Annotated in this window: 20 protein-coding genes and 4 tRNA genes; all 24 read right to left on the bottom strand. The window is 55.6% G+C overall.

Going from position 1 to position 22,305, the window contains the following annotated elements:
• Positions 1-8: 8 nt before the first annotated feature.
• The 24 genes from rplB to birA all read right to left on the bottom strand — a co-directional run bounded on the left by rplB (position 9) and on the right by birA (position 22,147).
• Positions 9-833: a 50S ribosomal protein L2 gene (rplB, locus tag AO065_RS22775; protein ID WP_003186055.1), complete on the bottom strand. Its 825-nt coding sequence runs from the start codon at positions 831-833 to the stop codon at positions 9-11.
• Between the two features lie 14 nt (positions 834-847).
• Positions 848-1,147 (bottom strand): 50S ribosomal protein L23, encoded by a 300-nt coding sequence (gene rplW / locus AO065_RS22770; protein WP_002555488.1) that lies wholly within the window; start codon positions 1,145-1,147, stop codon positions 848-850.
• A complete protein-coding gene (gene rplD / locus AO065_RS22765) occupies positions 1,144-1,746 on the bottom strand; it encodes a 50S ribosomal protein L4 (protein WP_004883668.1) in 603 nt (200 codons plus the stop codon). Before rplD ends, rplW begins: the two co-directional genes overlap by 4 nt.
• Before the next feature lie 12 nt (positions 1,747-1,758).
• On the bottom strand, positions 1,759-2,394 hold the full coding sequence (rplC, locus tag AO065_RS22760; protein WP_004883666.1) for a 50S ribosomal protein L3: 636 nt from the start codon (positions 2,392-2,394) through the stop codon (positions 1,759-1,761).
• 81 nt (positions 2,395-2,475) lie between these two features.
• Positions 2,476-2,787, bottom strand: a complete 312-nt coding sequence (rpsJ, locus tag AO065_RS22755) for a 30S ribosomal protein S10 (protein ID WP_003186070.1) — start codon at positions 2,785-2,787, stop codon at positions 2,476-2,478.
• Positions 2,788-2,928: 141 nt separating this feature from the next.
• A complete protein-coding gene (tuf, locus tag AO065_RS22750) occupies positions 2,929-4,122 on the bottom strand; it encodes an elongation factor Tu (RefSeq protein WP_004883664.1) in 1,194 nt (397 codons plus the stop codon).
• Between the two features lie 31 nt (positions 4,123-4,153).
• On the bottom strand, positions 4,154-6,259 hold the full coding sequence (gene fusA / locus AO065_RS22745) for an elongation factor G (protein WP_004883662.1): 2,106 nt from the start codon (positions 6,257-6,259) through the stop codon (positions 4,154-4,156).
• 30 nt (positions 6,260-6,289) lie between these two features.
• On the bottom strand, positions 6,290-6,760 hold the full coding sequence (gene rpsG, locus AO065_RS22740) for a 30S ribosomal protein S7 (protein ID WP_002555493.1): 471 nt from the start codon (positions 6,758-6,760) through the stop codon (positions 6,290-6,292).
• Positions 6,761-6,882: 122 nt separating this feature from the next.
• Complete coding sequence (gene rpsL / locus AO065_RS22735; protein ID WP_002555494.1) at positions 6,883-7,254, bottom strand: 30S ribosomal protein S12; 372 nt, start codon at positions 7,252-7,254, stop codon at positions 6,883-6,885.
• 194 nt (positions 7,255-7,448) lie between these two features.
• Positions 7,449-11,648 carry a DNA-directed RNA polymerase subunit beta' gene (gene rpoC, locus AO065_RS22730; RefSeq protein ID WP_004883660.1) on the bottom strand — a complete coding sequence of 1,400 codons (4,200 nt, stop codon included), beginning with the start codon at positions 11,646-11,648 and terminating at the stop codon, positions 7,449-7,451.
• Between the two features lie 64 nt (positions 11,649-11,712).
• Complete coding sequence (rpoB, locus tag AO065_RS22725) at positions 11,713-15,786, bottom strand: DNA-directed RNA polymerase subunit beta (RefSeq protein ID WP_004883658.1); 4,074 nt, start codon at positions 15,784-15,786, stop codon at positions 11,713-11,715.
• Between the two features lie 220 nt (positions 15,787-16,006).
• Positions 16,007-16,372 (bottom strand): 50S ribosomal protein L7/L12, encoded by a 366-nt coding sequence (gene rplL, locus AO065_RS22720; protein WP_004883656.1) that lies wholly within the window; start codon positions 16,370-16,372, stop codon positions 16,007-16,009.
• Between the two features lie 74 nt (positions 16,373-16,446).
• Positions 16,447-16,947 carry a 50S ribosomal protein L10 gene (gene rplJ, locus AO065_RS22715; RefSeq protein ID WP_004883655.1) on the bottom strand — a complete coding sequence of 167 codons (501 nt, stop codon included), beginning with the start codon at positions 16,945-16,947 and terminating at the stop codon, positions 16,447-16,449.
• Positions 16,948-17,142: 195 nt separating this feature from the next.
• Positions 17,143-17,838: a 50S ribosomal protein L1 gene (gene rplA, locus AO065_RS22710; protein ID WP_004883652.1), complete on the bottom strand. Its 696-nt coding sequence runs from the start codon at positions 17,836-17,838 to the stop codon at positions 17,143-17,145.
• Positions 17,838-18,269, bottom strand: a complete 432-nt coding sequence (gene rplK / locus AO065_RS22705; RefSeq protein ID WP_004883650.1) for a 50S ribosomal protein L11 — start codon at positions 18,267-18,269, stop codon at positions 17,838-17,840. Before rplK ends, rplA begins: the two co-directional genes overlap by 1 nt.
• A gap of 118 nt (positions 18,270-18,387) precedes the next feature.
• Positions 18,388-18,921 carry a transcription termination/antitermination protein NusG gene (gene nusG / locus AO065_RS22700; protein ID WP_004883648.1) on the bottom strand — a complete coding sequence of 178 codons (534 nt, stop codon included), beginning with the start codon at positions 18,919-18,921 and terminating at the stop codon, positions 18,388-18,390.
• A 9-nt stretch (positions 18,922-18,930) separates the two neighbouring features.
• The gene (secE, locus tag AO065_RS22695; protein WP_004883646.1) at positions 18,931-19,299 is read right to left on the bottom strand and encodes a preprotein translocase subunit SecE; all 369 of its coding nucleotides are present in this window, start codon (positions 19,297-19,299) and stop codon (positions 18,931-18,933) included.
• 46 nt (positions 19,300-19,345) lie between these two features.
• Positions 19,346-19,421: transfer RNA gene (locus AO065_RS22690), tRNA-Trp, on the bottom strand.
• Between the two features lie 164 nt (positions 19,422-19,585).
• Positions 19,586-19,661: transfer RNA gene (locus AO065_RS22685), tRNA-Thr, on the bottom strand.
• 26 nt (positions 19,662-19,687) lie between these two features.
• Positions 19,688-19,761: transfer RNA gene (locus tag AO065_RS22680), tRNA-Gly, on the bottom strand.
• 24 nt (positions 19,762-19,785) lie between these two features.
• Positions 19,786-19,870: transfer RNA gene (locus tag AO065_RS22675), tRNA-Tyr, on the bottom strand.
• Between the two features lie 142 nt (positions 19,871-20,012).
• Positions 20,013-20,441 (bottom strand): hypothetical protein, encoded by a 429-nt coding sequence (locus tag AO065_RS22670; protein ID WP_004883645.1) that lies wholly within the window; start codon positions 20,439-20,441, stop codon positions 20,013-20,015.
• Between the two features lie 7 nt (positions 20,442-20,448).
• Positions 20,449-21,198, bottom strand: coding sequence for a pantothenate kinase (locus AO065_RS22665; RefSeq protein ID WP_004883643.1), 750 nt, complete (start codon positions 21,196-21,198; stop codon positions 20,449-20,451).
• The gene (birA, locus tag AO065_RS22660) at positions 21,188-22,147 is read right to left on the bottom strand and encodes a bifunctional biotin--[acetyl-CoA-carboxylase] ligase/biotin operon repressor BirA (RefSeq protein ID WP_004883642.1); all 960 of its coding nucleotides are present in this window, start codon (positions 22,145-22,147) and stop codon (positions 21,188-21,190) included. The genes AO065_RS22665 and birA overlap by 11 nt, the downstream gene beginning before the upstream one ends.
• Positions 22,148-22,305 lie beyond the last annotated feature (158 nt).

The raw sequence follows: 22,305 nt of genomic DNA, 5'->3' as shown, positions 1-22,305 counted from the left end.
CCCTCTATTTACTTGCGACGACGGACGATCATTTTGTCGGTACGCTTATTACCACGAGTCTTCGCGCCCTTAGTCGGGAAGCCCCACGGCGATACCGGATGACGACCACCAGAGGTACGACCTTCACCACCACCATGTGGGTGGTCAACCGGGTTCATGGCAACACCACGAACGGTTGGGCGAACGCCACGCCAGCGTTTGGCACCAGCTTTACCCAGCGAACGCAGGCTGTGCTCGGAGTTCGAGACTTCGCCAAGCGTTGCACGGCATTCAGCCAATACTTTACGCATTTCACCGGAGCGAAGACGCAGGGTTACGTACACACCTTCACGAGCGATCAGCTGTGCGGAAGCACCAGCGGAACGTGCGATCTGTGCGCCTTTACCTGGCTTCAATTCGATGCCGTGTACGGTGCTACCAACTGGAATGTTGCGCAGTTGAAGAGCGTTGCCCGGCTTGATTGGTGCCAGAGCACCCGCAATCAGCTGGTCGCCAGCACTCACGCCTTTAGGGGCGATGATGTAGCGGCGCTCGCCGTCTGCGTAAAGCAGCAGAGCAATGTGAGCAGTACGGTTTGGATCGTATTCGATACGCTCGACAGTGGCAGCGATGCCATCTTTGTCGTTGCGACGGAAGTCGACCAGACGATAATGCTGTTTATGGCCACCACCGATGTGACGGGTAGTGATACGGCCATTGTTGTTACGACCACCAGACTTCGATTTTTTCTCGAGCAGCGGTGCGTGAGGAGCGCCTTTATGCAGCTCCTGGTTGACCACCTTGACCACAAAACGGCGGCCAGGGGAAGTCGGTTTGCATTTAACGATTGCCATGATGCACCCCTTCCTTACTCAGCACTGCTGCTGAAATCGAGATCTTGGCCTGGCTGAAGGGAGATAACTGCCTTCTTCCAGTCATTACGCTTGCCCAGACCGCGAGCAGTGCGCTTGCTCTTACCCAGAACATTCAGGGTAGTAACACGCTCTACTTTCACGCTGAACAGGCTTTCGACGGCCTTCTTGATTTCCAGCTTGGTTGCGTCAGTTGCAACCTTGAAAACGAACTGGCCTTTCTTGTCAGCCAGAACCGTGGCCTTTTCGGAAACGTGCGGGCCAAGTAGAACTTTAAATACGCGTTCCTGGTTCATCCCAGCAGCTCCTCGAATTTCTTCACGGCCGACACGGTGATCAACACCTTGTCGTATGCGATCAGACTAACTGGATCGGAACCCTGTACGTCACGAACATCAACGTGCGGCAGGTTACGAGCAGCCAGGTACAGATTCTGGTCAACAGCGTCAGACACGATCAGGACATCAGTCAGACCCATGCCATTCAGCTTGCTCAGCAAGTCTTTGGTTTTCGGTGCTTCAACAGCGAAGTCCTGAACCACGACCAGACGATCAGTACGAACCAGTTCAGCAAGGATGGAGCGCAGTGCTGCGCGATACATCTTCTTGTTGAGCTTCTGAGAGTGGTCCTGTGGACGAGCTGCGAAAGTGGTACCGCCGCCACGCCAGATTGGGCTACGGATAGTACCGGCACGAGCGCGGCCAGTACCCTTTTGACGCCATGGGCGCTTACCGCCACCGGATACGTCAGAACGGGTCTTTTGCTGCTTGCTACCCTGACGACCGCCAGCCATGTAGGCCACGACTGCCTGGTGAACCAGCGTCTCGTTGAATTCGCCGCCAAATGTCAGTTCGGAAACTTCGATTGCTTGAGCGTCATTTACATTTAATTGCATGTCAGCTTCCCCTTAACCGCGAGCCTTGGCTGCCGGACGTACAACCAGGTTGCCGCCAGTAGCGCCAGGAACAGCACCCTTGACCAACAACAGATTGCGTTCAGCGTCCACGCGCACTACTTCCAGGGACTGCACGGTCACGCGCTCAGCGCCCATATGACCGGACATTTTTTTGCCCTTGAATACACGACCAGGAGTCTGGCACTGGCCGATAGAGCCCGGGACGCGGTGGGAGACGGAGTTACCGTGGGTGTTATCCTGACCACGGAAATTCCAGCGCTTGATCGTACCCTGGAAGCCTTTACCTTTGGACTGACCGGTTACATCAACCAGTTGACCTGCAGCGAAGATTTCAGCGTTGATCAGATCGCCAGTCTGGTAGTCGCCTTCTTCAAGACGGAACTCCATGATGGTACGACCGGCAGCTACGTTCGCCTTGGCGAAGTGGCCAGCCTGAGCGGCTGTAACACGCGAAGCGCGACGCTCGCCGACAGTGACTTGCACTGCACGATAGCCATCGGTTTCTTCGGTTTTGAACTGAGTGACGCGATTCGGCTCGATCTCAATGACCGTGACCGGAATGGAGACACCTTCTTCGGTGAAAATACGGGTCATACCGCATTTACGACCGACTACACCAATAGTCATGTTGTAAACCTCATGAGTGTACGGGGCTTTCACCCGCTATGGCCGCCCATTTCAGAGCGTTACACGACTAAGACCCAAGTCTTAGCCGAGGCTGATCTGAACTTCCACACCGGCCGCAAGATCGAGCTTCATAAGAGCGTCAACGGTTTTATCCGTTGGCTGGACGATGTCCAGAACGCGCTTGTGAGTACGGATCTCATACTGGTCGCGCGCGTCTTTGTTGACGTGCGGAGAAACCAGAACGGTGAACCGCTCTTTACGAGTCGGCAGTGGAATCGGACCACGCACCTGTGCACCAGTACGTTTCGCGGTTTCCACGATTTCCTGGGTTGATTGGTCGATCAGGCGATGGTCAAAAGCCTTCAACCTGATACGGATTTGCTGGTTTTGCATTGGATTCAGACTCCAGATTGCTGTTCCCACCGAGCGCAATACGCCCGTTAAAAGGAGGCGCAATTCTATAGACGAGCAGACAGGGTGTCAACCCAATAAAAAAGCCCCCGCAAAGCGGGGGCTCTTTCAAGGCATCAACGCTTAAGCGATGATTTTGGCTACGACGCCAGCGCCGACGGTACGACCGCCTTCACGGATAGCGAAACGCAGGCCGTCTTCCATTGCGATAGGCTTGATCAGGGTAACGGAAACTTTCACGTTATCACCCGGCATAACCATTTCGACGCCTTCCGGCAGTTCGCAGCTACCAGTTACGTCGGTAGTACGGAAGTAGAACTGTGGACGATAGCCTTTGAAGAACGGAGTATGACGACCGCCTTCTTCCTTGCTCAGAACGTAGATTTCAGCTTCGAACTGAGTGTGCGGCTTGACGGTGCCTGGCTTGACCAGAACCTGGCCACGCTCAACGTCGTCACGCTTGGTACCACGCAGCAGAACGCCGCAGTTCTCGCCAGCACGACCTTCGTCGAGCAGCTTGCGGAACATCTCAACACCAGTGCAGGTAGTGGTGGTGGTGTCACGCAGGCCAACGATTTCCAGCGAGTCCTGGACCTTGACGATACCGCGCTCAACACGACCGGTCACAACAGTACCGCGACCGGAGATGGAGAACACGTCTTCGATTGGCATCAGGAACGGCTTGTCGACAGCACGCTCTGGCTGAGGAATGTAGCTGTCCAGAGTCTCAACGAGCTTCTTGACGGCAGTGGTGCCCATCTCGTTGTCGTCTTTGCCTTCCAACGCCATACGGGCAGAGCCGATGATGATTGGAGTGTCGTCACCCGGGAAGTCGTAAGTGGTTAGAAGGTCGCGAACTTCCATCTCTACCAGCTCCAACAACTCGGCGTCGTCTACCAGGTCAGCCTTGTTCAGGAAGACCACGATGTAAGGAACACCTACCTGACGCGAAAGCAGGATGTGCTCACGAGTCTGCGGCATCGGGCCGTCAGCAGCCGAACAAACCAGGATAGCGCCGTCCATCTGGGCAGCACCGGTGATCATGTTCTTCACGTAGTCGGCGTGACCTGGGCAGTCAACGTGCGCGTAGTGACGCGTAGCCGAGTTGTACTCAACGTGAGCGGTGTTGATGGTGATACCGCGAGCCTTCTCTTCCGGTGCACTGTCGATCTTGTCGAAGTCAACACGAGCCGAACCGAAAACTTCGGAGCAAACGCGTGTCAGAGCAGCAGTCAGCGTGGTCTTGCCATGGTCAACGTGACCAATGGTGCCGACGTTGCAGTGCGGGAGGGAACGATCAAATTTTTCTTTAGCCACGACAAATAACTCCTAGCCTAAAGGCGCTGAATCAGCCTTGTTTTTTGGTTACAGTTTCGACGATGTGCGACGGCGCTGTATTGTATTTTTTGAATTCCATAGAGTAGCTTGCGCGACCCTGAGACATGGAGCGAACGTCGGTCGCATAACCGAACATCTCACCCAACGGAACCTCGGCGCGGATAACCTTGCCGGAAACCGTATCTTCCATACCCAGAATCATGCCGCGACGACGGTTAAGGTCGCCCATCACGTCACCCATATAGTCTTCAGGCGTAACAACCTCTACCGCCATGATCGGCTCAAGCAACTCACCACCGCCCTTCTGGGCCAGTTGCTTGGTCGCCATGGAAGCAGCCACCTTAAACGCCATCTCGTTCGAGTCGACGTCGTGGTAAGAACCATCAAACACGGTAGCCTTCAGGCCGATCAGCGGATAGCCGGCAACAACGCCGTTCTTCATCTGCTCTTCGATACCCTTCTGGATAGCCGGGATGTATTCCTTAGGAACAACACCACCCACCACTTCGTTCACGAATTGCAGACCTTCCTGACCTTCGTCAGCAGGCGCAAAACGGATCCAGCAGTGACCGAACTGGCCACGACCGCCGGATTGACGAACGAACTTGCCTTCGATTTCGCAGTTCTTCGTGATGCGCTCACGATAGGAAACCTGAGGCTTGCCGATGTTGGCTTCGACGTTGAACTCACGGCGCATCCGGTCAACCAGGATGTCCAGGTGCAACTCGCCCATGCCAGAGATGATCGTTTGACCAGTCTCTTCATCAGTTTTTACGCGGAAAGACGGGTCTTCCTGAGCAAGTTTGCCCAGTGCAATACCCATTTTTTCCTGGTCATCCTTGGTCTTTGGCTCAACGGCAACCGAAATAACCGGCTCCGGGAAGTCCATGCGAACCAGGATGATTGGCTTGTCAGCGTTGCACAAGGTTTCACCAGTGGTGACGTCCTTCATGCCGATCAGGGCCGCGATGTCGCCAGCGCGTACTTCCTTGATCTCTTCGCGGGCGTTTGCGTGCATCTGCACCATACGACCCACGCGCTCTTTCTTGCCCTTGACCGAGTTGATCACGCCGTCGCCGGATGCCAACACGCCCGAGTAAACGCGGACGAAGGTCAGGGTACCCACGAATGGGTCGGTAGCGATCTTGAACGCCAGAGCCGAGAACGGCTCGTCGTCGTCTGCATGACGCTCCATTTGAATTTCCTCGTTATCAGGGTCGGAACCCTTGATAGCAGGAATATCGATTGGAGCCGGCAGGTAGTCGATCACGGCGTCGAGAACCAGGGGAACGCCCTTGTTCTTGAACGAAGAACCGCAAACAGCCAGAACGATCTCGCCAGCAATGGTGCGCTGACGCAGAGCGGCCTTGATTTCCGCGTTGGTGAGTTCTTCACCTTCGAGGTACTTGTTCATCAGCTCTTCATTGGCTTCGGCCGCAGCCTCGACCATGTTGCTGCGCCACTCGTCAGCCAGTTCCTGAAGCTCTTCAGGGATCGGCTTGCGAACAGGAACCATACCCTTGTCGGAATCGTTCCAGTAAACAGCTTCCATGGACATCAGATCGATCTGACCCTGGAAGTTGTCTTCGGAACCGATAGCCAACTGGATTGGAACCGGAGTGTGGCCCAGGCGCTGCTTGATCTGAGCGATAACGCGCAGGAAGTTAGCACCGGCACGGTCCATCTTGTTCACGTAAACGATACGTGGAACACCGTACTTGTTGGCTTGACGCCATACGGTTTCGGACTGCGGCTCTACGCCGGAAGTACCACAGAACACCACGACCGCGCCGTCGAGTACGCGCAGGGAACGTTCAACTTCAATGGTGAAGTCAACGTGGCCCGGGGTATCGATGACGTTGAAGCGATACTGGTCCTTGTGCTGCTTTTCCGAACCCTGCCAGAAGGCAGTGATGGCAGCAGAAGTAATGGTAATACCACGCTCCTGCTCTTGAACCATCCAGTCCGTGGTCGCGGCGCCATCATGCACCTCGCCCATCTTGTGACTTTTGCCGGTGTAAAAAAGGACGCGCTCGGTGGTGGTGGTTTTACCAGCATCCACGTGAGCGACGATACCAATGTTACGGTAACGGCCAATCGGTGTAGTACGAGCCATAAAGCCCTCGCAAAATTAGTGACGCTGAAATTAGAAGCGGTAGTGCGAGAAAGCCTTGTTGGCCTCAGCCATACGGTGCACATCTTCACGCTTCTTGACCGCAGCACCTTTACCTTCGGCGGCGTCCAACAGTTCGCCAGCCAAACGCAGAGCCATAGACTTCTCGCCGCGCTTGCGCGCGAAGTCTACCAGCCAACGCATTGCCAGAGCATTACGACGGGACGGACGAACTTCGACAGGAACCTGGTAAGTAGCACCGCCTACACGGCGCGACTTTACTTCGACCAGCGGAGCGATGGCGTCGAGAGCTTTCTCGAAGATTTCCAGGGGATCGCTGTTCTTACGCTCTTTAACCTTCTCCAGCGCGCCATAAACGATACGCTCGGCAACGGCTTTCTTGCCGCTTTCCATCACGTGGTTCATGAACTTCGCCAGAATCTGGCTTCCGTATTTTGGATCGTCAAGCACTTCGCGCTTGGCTGCTACGCGTCTTCTTGGCATGGATAAGCCCTCAAACGGTCTTCAGGTTAGCTCGGGACCACCATCCTGAACAGGATGCGCCCGACCTTACTCTTATCGACTCAGAAAAATAGAAATCTGCAATTTTAATCAGAAACCAAATACTACTTAGGCTTCTTGGTACCGTACTTCGAGCGACCCTGGTTACGGCCTTTAACGCCGGAGGTATCCAGAGAACCACGAACGGTGTGATAACGAACACCTGGCAAGTCTTTTACACGACCGCCACGGATCAGTACCACGCTGTGCTCTTGCAGGTTGTGACCTTCACCACCGATGTACGAGGAAACCTCGAAACCGTTGGTCAGGCGCACACGGCAGACTTTACGCAATGCCGAGTTAGGTTTTTTCGGCGTGGTGGTATACACACGAGTGCACACACCGCGACGCTGCGGGCAGTTCTGCAGCGCAGGCACGTCGGATTTCTCGACGATACGCTTACGCGGCTGACGTACCAGCTGGTTGATAGTTGCCATCTACTAGCTCCACTGTTGTCTTGCGACGCTATTGTCTTACAAGAAAAGCAAATGACAGGGCACAAGCCCCGCCAAATTTAGGGGTACAAGAGTCTAAAGAGGATCCTGTCCCCAGTCAAGACAAAGCCCCGACGTCCACATCAGGCGAATAGCACGAATGCTGTGCGACTGATGCGAGTGCCGAGGCTTTAGTCTCAGTTACCGCTGGAGTTCAACGCTTCAGTCAGAGCGGCTTCTACCTCGCTCGCACTGACACGCATCGGTTTGTCCATTTCACGGCGACGCTTGCGCTCGCTGTGATAAGCCAGACCGGTACCGGCCGGGATCAGACGACCCACGACCACGTTCTCCTTCAGGCCGCGCAGGTAGTCGCGCTTGCCAGTCACAGCTGCTTCGGTCAGTACGCGGGTTGTCTCCTGGAAGGAGGCCGCGGAAATGAACGACTCAGTGGACAGCGATGCCTTGGTGATACCCAGCAGAACGCGCGTGAACTTGGAGACAAACTTGTCTTCCGTGCTCAGACGCTCGTTCTCTACCAGTACGTGAGTCAACTCCATCTGGTCGCCCTTGATGAAGCTGGAATCGCCAGACTCGGCAATCTCAACCTTACGCAGCATCTGACGCAGGATGGTCTCGATGTGCTTGTCGTTGATCTTCACGCCCTGCAGACGGTATACGTCCTGGATCTCGTTGACGATGTACTTGGCCAGCGCACTCACACCCAGCAGACGCAGGATGTCGTGTGGATCGCTCGGACCGTCGGAGATAACTTCGCCGCGGTTCACTTGTTCGCCTTCGAAGACGTTCAGGTGACGCCACTTCGGAATCAGCTCCTCGTACGGATCGCTACCGTCGTTCGGGGTAATGACCAGACGGCGCTTGCCTTTGGTCTCTTTACCGAACGCGATGGTACCGCTGACTTCTGCAAGGATCGACGCCTCTTTCGGACGACGGGCTTCGAACAGGTCAGCAACACGCGGCAGACCACCGGTGATGTCACGAGTCTTCGAAGTTTCCTGCGGAATACGAGCGATAACATCACCGATCGCGATCTGCGCACCGTCCGCAACACCAACAAGGGCGTTTGCAGGCAGGAAGTACTGTGCAGGTACGTCAGTACCCGGCAGCAACAGATCCTTGCCATCCAGACCTACCATCTTCACGGCCGGACGGATGTCCTTGCCGGCAGCTGGACGGTCTTTGGCATCGAGCACTTCAATGTTGGTCATACCGGTCAATTCGTCGGTCTGACGCTTGATCGTGATGCCTTCTTCCATGCCGACGTAGGTAACAGTACCTTTCATCTCGGTGACGATTGGGTGAGTGTGCGGATCCCACTTGGCCACGATAGAGCCAGCGTCGACCTTGTCGCCTTCCTTCACCGAAATCACTGCACCGTATGGCAGCTTGTAACGCTCACGCTCACGACCGAAGTCATCGGCGATTGCCAGCTCACCGGAGCGGGATACCGCAACCAGGCAACCGTCAACACGCTCAACGTGCTTCAGGTTGTGAAGACGGACAGTACCGCCATTCTTCACCTGAACGCTGTCAGCTGCGGAGGTCCGGCTTGCCGCACCACCGATGTGGAACGTACGCATTGTCAGCTGGGTACCCGGTTCACCGATGGACTGTGCAGCGATAACGCCGACAGCTTCACCAATGTTGACCTGATGCCCACGAGCCAGGTCGCGACCGTAGCACTTGGCGCATATGCCGTAGCGGGTTTCACAGCTGATCGGCGAGCGAACGATCACTTCGTCGATGCTGTTCAGCTCGATGAACTCGACCCACTTCTCGTCTACCAGCGTACCGGCAGGCACGATCACTTCTTCAGTGCCTGGCTTGAATACGTCACGGGCGATAACTCGACCCAGCACGCGCTCACCCAGAGGCTCGACAACGTCACCGCCTTCAATGTGCGGAGTCATCAGCAAGCCGTGTTCGGTGCCGCAATCGACTTCGGTAACGACCAGATCCTGCGCGACGTCTACCAGACGACGAGTCAGATAACCGGAGTTAGCGGTCTTCAATGCGGTATCCGCAAGACCCTTACGAGCACCGTGAGTCGAGATGAAGTACTGAAGTACGCTCAAACCTTCACGGAAGTTCGCAGTGATCGGCGTTTCGATGATGGAGCCGTCCGGCTTGGCCATCAGACCACGCATACCGGCCAGCTGACGGATCTGGGCAGCAGAACCACGCGCACCCGAGTCGGCCATCATGTACATCGAGTTGAAGGATTCCTGGTCGACTTCGACACCATGACGGTCGATCACCCGCTCTTTCGAGAGGTTCGACATCATCGCCTTGGATACTTCGTCGTTCGCCTTGGACCAGAGGTCGATCACCTTGTTGTACTTCTCGCCCTGAGTAACCAGGCCCGAGGCGTACTGACTTTCGATCTCTTTAACTTCTTCGGTGGCCGCGTCAATGATGCGAGCCTTCTCGTCCGGGATAACGAAGTCGTTAACGCCGATCGAAACACCCGAGATAGTCGAGTAGGCAAAACCGGTGTACATCAACTGGTCAGCGAAAATGACGGTCTCTTTCAGACCAACCACGCGGTAGCACTGGTTGATCAGCTTGGAGATCGCCTTCTTCTTCATCGGCTGGTTGACGACGTCGTAGGACAGGCCGGCCGGAACCACCTGGAACAACAGCGCACGGCCGACAGTGGTGTCGACGATACGGGTGTTCTTGACGCTGCCACCATCACGATCGTTGACCGTTTCGTGGATGCGGACCTTGACCTTGGCGTGCAGCGCTGCTTCGCCGGCGCGGAATACGCGGTCGACTTCCTGCAGGTCTGCAAACACACGGCCTTCGCCCTTGGCGTTGATCGCTTCACGGGTCATGTAGTACAGACCCAGTACAACGTCCTGCGACGGAACGATGATTGGCTCACCGTTGGCTGGCGACAGGATGTTGTTGGTCGACATCATGAGCGCACGCGCTTCGAGCTGGGCTTCCAGCGTCAAAGGAACGTGAACGGCCATCTGGTCGCCGTCGAAGTCGGCGTTGTACGCAGCACAGACCAGAGGGTGCAGCTGGATAGCCTTACCTTCGATCAGTACCGGTTCAAATGCCTGGATACCCAGACGGTGAAGCGTTGGCGCACGGTTCAGAAGCACTGGGTGTTCGCGAATCACTTCAGCGAGAACGTCCCACACTTCCGGCAGCTCGCGCTCGACCATCTTCTTGGCAGCTTTGATCGTCGTGGCCAGGCCACGCATTTCCAGCTTGCCGAAAATGAACGGCTTGAACAGCTCGAGAGCCATCTTCTTAGGCAGACCGCACTGATGCAGACGTAGGGTCGGGCCAACGGTAATTACCGAACGACCGGAGTAGTCAACGCGCTTACCGAGCAGGTTCTGACGGAAACGACCTTGCTTACCCTTGATCATGTCAGCCAGGGATTTCAGAGGACGCTTGTTGGAACCGGTGATTGCGCGACCGCGACGACCGTTGTCCAGCAGGGCATCGACCGCTTCCTGCAGCATGCGCTTTTCGTTGCGCACGATGATGTCAGGAGCGGACAGATCCAGCAGACGCTTCAAACGGTTGTTACGGTTGATCACTCGACGATACAGATCGTTGAGGTCGGACGTCGCGAAACGGCCACCGTCCAATGGAACCAGAGGACGCAGATCTGGCGGCAGAACCGGCAGAACGGTCAGCACCATCCACTCAGGGAGGTTGCCGGAACCCTGGAAGGCTTCCATCAGCTTCAGACGCTTGGACAGCTTCTTGATCTTGGTCTCGGAATTGGTTTGCGGAATCTCTTCACGCAGACGGCCAATTTCGTGCTCCAGATCGATAGCGTGCAGGAGTTCACGGACAGCTTCGGCACCCATACGGGCGTCGAAGTCGTCACCGAACTCTTCCAGCGCTTCGAAGTACTGCTCGTCGTTCAGCAGTTGACCCTTTTCGAGGGTGGTCATGCCTGGATCGATAACGACATAGCTCTCGAAGTAGAGAACGCGCTCGATATCACGCAGGGTCATGTCCATCAGCAGGCCGATACGGGACGGCAGGGACTTCAGGAACCAGATGTGAGCGACTGGCGAAGCCAGTTCGATGTGAGCCATGCGCTCGCGACGAACCTTGGCCAGAGCCACTTCCACACCGCATTTTTCGCAGATGACACCGCGGTGCTTCAGGCGCTTGTACTTACCGCACAAGCACTCGTAATCTTTTACCGGGCCAAAGATCTTGGCGCAGAACAGACCGTCACGCTCAGGCTTGAACGTACGGTAGTTGATGGTTTCCGGTTTTTTAACTTCACCGAACGACCACGAGCGGATCATCTCAGGCGACGCGAGGCCGATGCGGATAGCATCGAACTCTTCGACTTGACCCTGGTTTTTCAGCAAATTCAGTAGGTCTTTCAAGGCCTTTCCTCCTGGCGGAGCAGGGAGCAGGGGTTTACGCCCTGCTCCCGATTCACGTCACGTGTTATTCGGTTTCCAGATCGATATCGATACCGAGCGAACGGATTTCTTTGATCAACACGTTGAAAGACTCGGGCATGCCCGGCTCCATACGGTGATCGCCGTCCACGATGTTTTTGTACATCTTGGTACGACCGTTCACATCGTCCGACTTGACTGTGAGCATTTCCTGCAGAGTGTACGCCGCGCCGTATGCTTCCAGCGCCCACACTTCCATCTCCCCGAAACGCTGACCACCGAACTGTGCCTTACCACCCAGCGGCTGCTGGGTAACCAGGCTGTAAGAACCAGTGGAACGCGCGTGCATCTTGTCGTCCACCAAGTGGTTCAGCTTCAGCATGTACATGTAGCCAACTGTTACAGGACGCTCAAACTTGTTGCCTGTGCGACCGTCGAACAGTTGCATCTGGCCGCTCTCTGGCATGTCAGCCAGTTTGAGCATTGCCTTGATTTCGCTTTCCTTGGCGCCATCGAACACCGGAGTGGCCATCGGAACGCCGTTACGCAGGTTCTTCGCCAGATCCAGAACTTCCTGGTCGGTGAATTCGTCCAGGTTTTCCTGACGGCCACCGATCTCGTTGTAGATCTCGGTGAGGAACTTGCGCAGCTCAACCACTTTACGCTGCTCTTCGAGCATGCGGTTGATCTTCTCGCCCAGCCCCTTGGCCGCGAGGCCCAGGTGGGTTTCAAGGATCTGACCGACGTTCATACGCGAAGGTACGCCCAGCGGGTTGAGTACGATGTCCACCGGCGTACCGTTGGCATCGTGCGGCATGTCTTCAACCGGCATGATCACGGAGACCACACCCTTGTTACCGTGACGACCAGCCATCTTGTCGCCCGGCTGGATGCGACGACGGATTGCCAGGTAGACCTTGACGATCTTCAGTACGCCCGGTGCCAGGTCATCGCCCTGTTGCAGCTTGCGCTTCTTGTCTTCGAACTTGTCGTCCAGCAGACGGCGACGATCGACGATGTAGGCCTGAGCCTTTTCGAGCTGCTCGTTCAGAGCATCTTCAGCCATGCGCAGTTTGAACCACTGACCATGCTCAAGACCGTCGAGGACTTCGTCGGTGATTTCCTGACCTTTCTTCAGGCCAGCACCGCCTTCTGCAACACGACCGACCAGCGCAGAGCGCAGACGTTCGAAAGTAGCGCCTTCAACGATGCGGAACTCTTCGTTCAGATCCTTGCGGATCTCGTCGAGTTGCGACTTCTCGATGGACAGTGCACGCGCGTCACGCTCGACACCATCACGGGTGAAGACCTGAACGTCGATGACAGTACCTTTGGTACCGGTCGGTACGCGCAGGGAAGTGTCTTTAACGTCGCTGGCTTTCTCACCGAAGATCGCACGCAGCAGTTTTTCTTCCGGAGTCAGCTGGGTCTCGCCTTTCGGAGTGACCTTGCCGACCAGGATGTCGCCGGCGCCGACTTCGGCACCTACGTAAACGATACCGGCTTCGTCCAGCTTGTTCAGCGCCGCTTCACCCACGTTCGGGATGTCGGCAGTGATTTCCTCTGGGCCAAGCTTGGTGTCACGGGCCACACAGGTCAGTTCCTGAATGTGGATCGTGGTGAAGCGATCTTCCTGAACCACACGCTCGGACAGGCAGATGGAGTCTTCGAAGTTGAAACCGTTCCAGGCCATGAACGCGATGCGCATGTTCTGACCCAGTGCCAGCTCACCCATGTCGGTGGACGGACCATCGGCCATGATGTCGCTGCGCTGAACGCGATCACCCTTGCTCACCAGCGGACGCTGGTTGATGCAGGTGTTCTGGTTGGAACGGGTGTATTTGGTCAGGTTGTAGATGTCTACACCGGCCTCACCTGTCTCAACTTCGTCGTCAGCAACACGAACCACGATACGGCTGGCATCAACCGAGTCGATCACACCGCCACGACGAGCCACGACGCAAACGCCGGAGTCACGCGCAACGTTGCGCTCCATGCCGGTACCAACCAGCGGCTTGTCAGCACGCAGTGTAGGTACAGCCTGACGCTGCATGTTGGAACCCATCAACGCACGGTTGGCGTCGTCGTGCTCAAGGAACGGGATCAGGGACGCTGCTACCGATACAACCTGCTTGGGCGAAACGTCCATCAGGGTAACGTCGGCAGGTGCCTTGACCGTAAATTCGTTGAGGTGACGTACCGCAACCAGCTCGTCGATCAGCTCTTGCTTGTCGTTCATTGCGGCCGAAGCCCGTGCAATGACGTGATCCGCTTCTTCGATTGCCGACAGGAAAACGATCTCGTCGGTAACCAGACCTTCTTTAACAACGCGGTACGGGCTCTCGAGGAAACCGTACTGGTTGGTGCGAGCGTAGGCTGCCAACGAGTTGATCAGACCGATGTTCGGACCTTCCGGCGTTTCAATCGGGCATACGCGGCCGTAGTGAGTCGGGTGAACGTCTCGAACTTCAAAGCCGGCGCGCTCACGAGTCAGACCGCCAGGGCCGAGTGCAGAGACACGACGCTTGTGGGTGATCTCGGACAGCGGGTTGTTCTGGTCCATGAACTGGGAAAGCTGGCTGGAACCGAAGAACTCTTTCACCGCTGCAGCGACTGGCTTGGCGTTGATCAGGTCCTGAGGCATCAGGCCTTCGCTCTCTGCCATCGACAGACGCTCTTTGACCGCGCGTTCTACACGCACCAGACCTACACGGAACTGGTTTTCGGCCATTTCACCAACGCAACGAACGCGACGGTTACCGAGGTGGTCGATGTCATCGACGATGCCTTTGCCGTTACGGATGTCAACGAGGGTCTTCAGGACCGCTACGATGTCTTCCTTGCACAGCACGCCCGAACCTTCGATCTCGGTGCGACCGATACGACGGTTGAACTTCATCCGGCCTACAGCCGACAGGTCGTAGCGCTCAGGGCTGAAGAACAGGTTGTTGAACAGAGTCTCGGCAGCATCCTTGGTTGGTGGCTCGCCAGGACGCATCATGCGATAGATCTCGACCAGCGCTTCCAGTTGGTTGCTGGTGGAATCGATCTTCAATGTATCGGAGACGAACGGACCGCAGTCGATGTCGTTGGTGTACAACGTTTCGATGCGAACAACCTGAGCCTTGGCGATCTTGGCCAGGATTTCAGTGTTCAGCTCGGTGTTGCACTCGGCGATGATTTCGCCGGTAGCCGGATGCACGATGACCTTGGCTGTGGTGCGGCCCAGGACGTAGTCCAGCGGCACTTCGAACTCTTTGATCCCGGCCTTTTCCAGCTGGTTGATGTGACGAGCAGTAATACGGCGACCCTGCTCGACAATGACCTTGCCTTTGTCGTCCAGGATATCCAGAACAGCAATCTCACCACGCAGGCGCTGAGGCACCAGCTCCAGGCTCAGGTTTTCACCGCGAACATGGAATACGTTGGTGGTATAGAAAGCATCGAGCACTTGCTCGGTGGTGTAACCCAATGCGCGCAGCAGTACGGACGCAGGCAGCTTGCGACGACGGTCGATACGGACGAATACGCAGTCTTTCGGATCGAACTCGAAGTCCAGCCACGAACCGCGGTAAGGAATGATACGAGCGGAGTACAGCAGCTTACCGGAGCTGTGCGTCTTGCCACGGTCGTGGTCGAAGAATACGCCAGGCGAACGGTGCAACTGAGACACGATAACGCGCTCGGTACCGTTGATTACGAAGGTACCGTTTTCAGTCATCAGGGGGATTTCACCCATGTAGACTTCTTGCTCTTTGATGTCCTTGATCGCTTTGTTCGACGACTCTTTGTCGAAGATGATCAGACGAACCTTGACTCGCAGAGGTACAGCGTAAGTCACACCGCGCAGCACGCATTCCTTGACATCAAATGCCGGTTCGCCCAAGCGATAACCTACATACTCCAGCGCAGCATTGCCGGAGTAGCTGATGATCGGGAAAACGGATTTGAAGGCTGCATGCAGACCGACGTCGCGGAACTGATCTTTGGTCGCTCCCGCCTGCAGGAATTCGCGATACGAATCCAGCTGGATGGCCAAGAGATACGGCACATCCATTACGTCCGGCAACTTGCTAAAGTCCTTGCGGATACGTTTTTTCTCAGTATATGAGTAAGCCATCAGCGTTCCCCAGCTTGGTCACCTGCTTGTTTGGCTCCCTCCCGACGGAAGCAGCCAGAAAATCGTGCAAACCCCTTGGTTTGCGCCACCGTCATCGGTGGATCCTGCACGTTACAGACATTGACCGTGCCAATCGTCTATAACGGAAAAAGGCCGGTGGCAAAAGCCACCAGCCATCAGCCGTTCGCTAGATGCGTGGGCTGGACACTCAAATCGATGCTTATTTCAGCTCGACTTTAGCGCCTGCTTCTTCCAGAGTAGCTTTGGCTTTGTCAGCTGCGTCTTTGGCAACAGCTTCCAGGACCATTGCTGGGGCGCCGTCAACGACTGCCTTCGCTTCTTTCAGGCCCAGACCGGTCAGTTCACGAACTGCCTTGATGACGTTAACTTTCTTCTCGCCAGCTTCCAGCAGCATGACGTTGAATTCAGTTTGCTCTTCAACAACAGCAGCAGCAACAGCTGGACCAGCCGAAGCAGCGGCAGCAGTAACGCCGAATTTTTCTTCGAAAGCTTTGATCAGCTCAACAACTTCCATTACGGACATGTTGCCAACGGCTTCGAGGATATCGTTTTGAGAGATAGACATGACTCTAATTCCTGATTTGGGGACGGCCTACGCGACCATCGAAAAAAACAAAAAACGCGAGAAGCGGCGAACCCTTAGGCTGCAGCTGCTTCTTTCTGGTCGCGAACAGCCGCCAGAGTACGAGCCAACTTGCTGGTAGCGCCTTGAATCACGCTCATCAGCTGAGAAATTGCTTCGTCACGGGTCGGCAGGGTTGCCAGTACATCGATCTGATTAGCTGCGAGGAACTTGCCCTCGAACGCAGCTGCCTTGATCTCGAACTTGTCCTGACCTTTTGCGAATTCCTTGAACAGACGAGCAGCAGCGCCCGGATGTTCGTTGGAGAATGCGATCAAGGTCGGGCCTGTGAACACGTCGTTGAGGACACTGAAATCAGTGTCGGCAACAGCGCGCTTGAGCAGGGTGTTACGTACAACACGTACGTAAACGCCAGCTTCACGAGCCTCTTTACGGAGTCCGGTCATAGCGCTAACTGTCACGCCGCGGGCATCAGCCACGACTGCGGACAGACCAGCTTTGGCAGCCTCGTTGACTTCAGCGACGATGGCCTTCTTGTCTTCGAGTTTAATTGCCACGGGTTTAACTCCTGCTTGTTACCGTTTCACCTGGCCGAAGCCTGATGTCGTTTTGGTGTCTGATTCGATAAGGAACCGGGAGCACCATCTGCGTAGGCTTGAGTTTTAAGACTTGCGCCGCCTACGGTCTTGGATAGCCCCCGCCAGGCAGGGACCCCAATTTTTCGGCGGCACGTCAGACGTGCCGCCTTTGTCTTACGCGTCCAGCGAGCCCTGATCGATCACCAGGCCTGGGCCCATAGTGGTGCTCAGGGTAACGCGCTTGACGTAGATACCTTTCGAGGAAGCAGGCTTGATACGCTTCAGATCAGCGATCAGTGCTTCAACGTTTTCCTTCAGCTTGACGGCGTCGAAGCCGACCTTGCCAACGGAAGTGTGGATGATGCCGTTCTTGTCGGTGCGATAACGAACCTGACCAGCCTTGGCATTCTTGACGGCGTTAGCAACGTCAGGAGTAACGGTGCCGACTTTCGGGTTAGGCATCAGGCCGCGAGGACCCAGAACCTGACCCAGCTGACCTACAACACGCATTGCGTCCGGGGAAGCAATAACCACGTCGTAGTTCAGGTCGCCAGCTTTCATTTCGGCAGCCAGGTCGTCCATACCAACGCGATCAGCGCCGGCAGCCAGAGCGGCTTCAGCAGCAGGACCCTGGGTGAAAACTGCAACGCGTACAGTTTTGCCAGTGCCGTGCGGCAGAACGGTAGCGCTACGAACTACCTGGTCGGATTTACGAGGGTCAACGCCCAGGTTTACAGCGATGTCAACGGACTCGCTGAACTTGACAGTCGACAGCTCGGTCAGCAGAGCAGCTGCGTCTACAAAGTTGTAGGCCTTGCCAGCTTCGATCTTGCCAGCGATTGCCTTTTGACGCTTGGTCAGCTTAGCCATTACACACCCTCCACGTTAAGGCCCATGCTACGAGCGGAACCGGCGATGGTACGCACGGCCGCATCCATGTCAGCAGCAGTCAGATCCGCATTTTTTGCTTTTGCGATTTCTTCCAGCTGAGCACGGGTCACGGTGCCAACTTTAACGGTGTTCGGGCGAGCCGAGCCGCTGGTCAGACCTGCAGCTTTCTTCAGCAGAACCGACGCAGGGGTACTTTTTGTTTCGAAAGTGAAGCTACGGTCGCTGTATACAGTGATGATCACTGGAGTCGGCAGGCCTGGCTCAATACCCTGGGTACGGGCGTTGAACGCTTTGCAGAATTCCATGATGTTCACACCGTGCTGACCCAGAGCCGGGCCTACTGGCGGGCTTGGGTTAGCCTGAGCGGCTTTCACTTGCAGCTTGATGTATGCACTAATCTTCTTGGCCATGAGGCACTCCAATTACGGGTACAAGCGCCAATAAAGGCTCCCCGGTTGCTTACGCGTATATCCCAGTGACGAAAAAACCCCACAGCCTTAGGCTGCGGGGTATGGGATTCCAGCTCAGTTATGCCTTTTCGACCTGACTGAACTCCAACTCTACCGGAGTAGAGCGTCCGAAAATGAGCACCGCCACCTGGATACGGCTCTTTTCGTAATTGACTTCTTCGACCGTGCCGTTGAAATCGGCAAACGGACCGTCGGTCACGCGAACAACCTCGCCTGGCTCGAACAGAGTCTTCGGCTTCGGCTTGTCGCTACCGTCGGCGACACGACGCAGAATCGCTTCTGCCTCTTTGTCGGTGATAGGTGCAGGCTTGTCAGCGGTACCGCCGATGAAGCCCATGACACGCGGGGTATCCTTGACCAAGTGCCAAGTACCCTCATTCATGTCCATTTGAACCAGCACGTAACCAGGGAAGAACTTGCGTTCGCTTTTGCGTTTCTGGCCATTACGCATTTCAACCACTTCTTCAGTGGGAACCAGAATTTCGCCGAAGCCTTCTTCCATGCCTGCGAGCTTCACACGCTCGACCAACGAGCGCATGACATGCTTCTCGTAACCCGAGTAAGCATGCACTACGTACCAACGCTTAGCCACGGGACACCCTTAGCCAACAATCAAGGAAACAAGCCAGCCGAGCAGGGAATCAAGCCCCCACAACAGCAACGCCATAACCAGAACAACAGCCACAACAATCAGCGTGGTCTGCGTGGTTTCTTGGCGAGTAGGCCAAACGACTTTACGGATCTCGGCACGCGCTTCCTTCGCCAGAACGAAGAAAGACTTGCCCTTGCCAGTCTGCAGAGCGACAAACGCAGCTGCAGCAGCGATAACAAGGAGAGCGAGAACACGGTACAGGATCGGCTCAGCAGAATAGTACTGATTGCCGACGACACCCACGACGACCAAAACGACTACGAGGAGCCACTTCAGCATATCGAAGCGAGAGTCTGATGCTTCAGCCTTGGGATTCATCTACGGAGATCCTGTGAAAAGAAAGCCAGATTACATCTAGGGAATCTGGCAGGTCAGGAGGGAATCGAACCCCCAACCTACGGTTTTGGAGACCGTCGCTCTGCCAATTGAGCTACTGACCTAAAAGCAAAATCAGGCCGACCATTATGCGGACCTGACAACAGTATTTCAACACCTTATTCAAATCCCACCAACCAATGGCACCGACTTGAACAGCTCCAGGCAAACCGCGCATTGCGCCTTTACCTAAAACAAAGGCAGATATTTTTATATCTGCCTTTAGCAATGGAGCTCTTGAGCGGATTCGAACCGCTGACCTCACCCTTACCAAGGGTGTGCTCTACCAACTGAGCTACAAGAGCAATACAATCTGCATAAGCCGCAAACATGGAGCGGGTAGCGGGAATCGAACCCGCATCATCAGCTTGGAAGGCTGAGGTTCTACCACTAAACTATACCCGCGCAATTTGCAGCTCGCGCTAAATCTGGTGGAGGGGGAAGGATTCGAACCTTCGAAGTCGTAGACGTCAGATTTACAGTCTGATCCCTTTGGCCGCTCGGGAACCCCTCCTGAGCAGGGCAGCATTCTCAACTCATGCCACCCTTCTGTCAACCTTTTTCTCAGTAAAAACCTGAGGTTACATGCGTTGACCATTTCCACTTCGTTCGCAAGACTTACACCTCACTGCGAAGCGGGCGCCATTCTATGCAAACTATTCTGCAGTTGCAATGCCTTCACATGACATTATTTTGTTTTTTAACTGAGGGAAGTCCTGAACCAACTGGTTGATGACTCCAGACTCGACAAGACGTCGACTTTCAGGCGTGATTTTAAGCCAGTAACCCGCACCGGTGCCGGGCTGCAGAGCCTGGAATTGCGACTGGATATCCAGGCTATTGAGCCGCTGCTCCACCGCGCGAGCGTCTTCCTGGCGTGAGAAACCGCCCAGGTAAAGGCAGCTCGAATCGGCATCTCGAGGCAGGTGCGCAGGATCAGACTCACTGAGCAAGCGTATGTCCTGCTGTGCAGCGCGATGCAATGCCAGCGGAAGCACTTCCTTCGCCCGCAGAGGCGCCTCTTGCTGATGCCAGATGTAGTAGAAGCCATTCAACATCAACAGAAGAAGAAACAACCAACGCATAGAAACCTCAGGGCAGCGGGCAAGCCAGGGCCAGACCGACAAAAACCAGATCAGGAACAATACGAGCGCCCGGGAGAACATCGGCGATCAGACTCGCATCCCCACCCGTGATGAATACGACAAAATCCTCCTCCCAATATCCTCGCGCGATCTCCAACTGCGTCATCGCAAAACCACGAATCATCAGAGAGCAGCCACGTTCCACTGCCTCAGCAGTAGAACGGCCGGGAACGAGGTCCGTAAGGGCTCGCTGCGCTGTTGCATCGTCATACCTTATACGACGCGTGTGGGTGCGCAGCTGATCACGCATCAGAGGCATGCCTGGGCATATGAAACCGCCAAGGTGCTTGCCATCAGAAGCCACGAAGTCAGAAGTGACAGCGGTACCGAGATCGATGACCAGACAAGCTTTTCGGACGCCATGGTAGGCACCGACAAAAGCCAGCCAGCGATCAAGCCCAAGTCGCTCGAACTCCTCGTAGCCGTTCACGACGCCTGCCAGCTCACGTGCCGGTAAAGCGCAGACCGGACTGACAGCGAATTCACTGGCAAGCATCGACACCAGCGCTTCCGTCTCTGCAGCGTTGCGCACACTCACCAGACGACAATGACTCAACGCCAGGCCAGGCAGCTTCTGTAGATTGTCCAGTAAGGCACTGTCCGAATCGACGACGCCACCCGCCAGTACCACAGCATCGCTTCGCGAGGTTACACGCCACTTGATGAAGCTGTTGCCACAGTCAAGTTCAAGAATCATCGCGCAACCTCAGGCTGAGCTCACCACCACTAAAGCTTTTCTCCACCCCATCCACTTCCAAACGCAACGCGCCGAGCGCATCGATACCCAAGACAATGCCGTTCACAGGCTCAACACCCGAGAGCAACGTGACTGCCGAGCCCTGCCACAGGTGACCACGCTCCCACTCATCACGAAATGCCTCGAATCCCTTTTGACGATGCTCAACCAGATACGACTCAATCTTTTGGCTCATGCGAACAGCCAGCTCATTGCGATCCACAAGGGCACCGGTCTCGAGACGAATAGACGTCCAGGACTGATCAACCTCGGCGCAAAGCTGCATATTTACGTTGCCCCCCACTCCGATGATCACGTGACAGACGTCAGCAGGGTCTCCGATCAACTCAAGCAGTATTCCGGCGATCTTCTTTCTACCTACGAGGACATCGTTGGGCCATTTAAGGCCTGCACGCTCAACGCCCATGTCGCGAAGCACAGTCATGACTGCGAGACCTATGAGCAGGCTTAGCCCCTCCAGCTGACGCATACCGCCGTCGATACGCAGCGCGAGGCTGTAGTACATGTTGGCCGCAAAAGGGCTTACCCATTTACGACCACGACGCCCCCTGCCTGAGGTTTGTCGCTCAGCCAGAACGAGAGCAGGCATGCTGCAATCACGAGAGATAAGCCTTGCAGCTTCGGCATTGGTTGAGTCAACAGAGTCGAGCGTATGAAAAGACCAGCCATCCGGAAGACCGAGACGCGACAACGCGTCGCCATCCAGTAAAGAAACAGGCGTAGAGAGTTTATAACCCCGTCCACGCACCTTATGAATTTCGATACCCAGATCCATCTCGAGCAGTTGAAGCTGTTTCCAGACCGCGCTTCGGCTGATTCCGAGGGCATCTCCCAAGACCTGTCCTGAATGAAAGGCCCCATCAGCAATAAGCTTCAACAACGTCAGCATGTAAGGATCGCCTTGCAATAAGGCACGCATGATAGCCACGCGGAAGCACGATGCATAGAAACGAACGCTCGATTTTTGAAACGCAGAAAAGACAAAACCCCTCACCGCGTGAGCGATGAGGGGTTCTGGAATTTAATCTTGACGATGACCTACTCTCA

Origin of the sequence: Pseudomonas viridiflava (assembly GCF_001642795.1) — a bacterium.
In the GTDB taxonomy this organism is placed as follows: Bacteria; Pseudomonadota; Gammaproteobacteria; order Pseudomonadales; family Pseudomonadaceae; genus Aquipseudomonas; species Aquipseudomonas viridiflava.
Note: the sequence above shows the minus strand (reverse complement) of the source record. Positions and strands in the feature narration are given on the sequence as shown.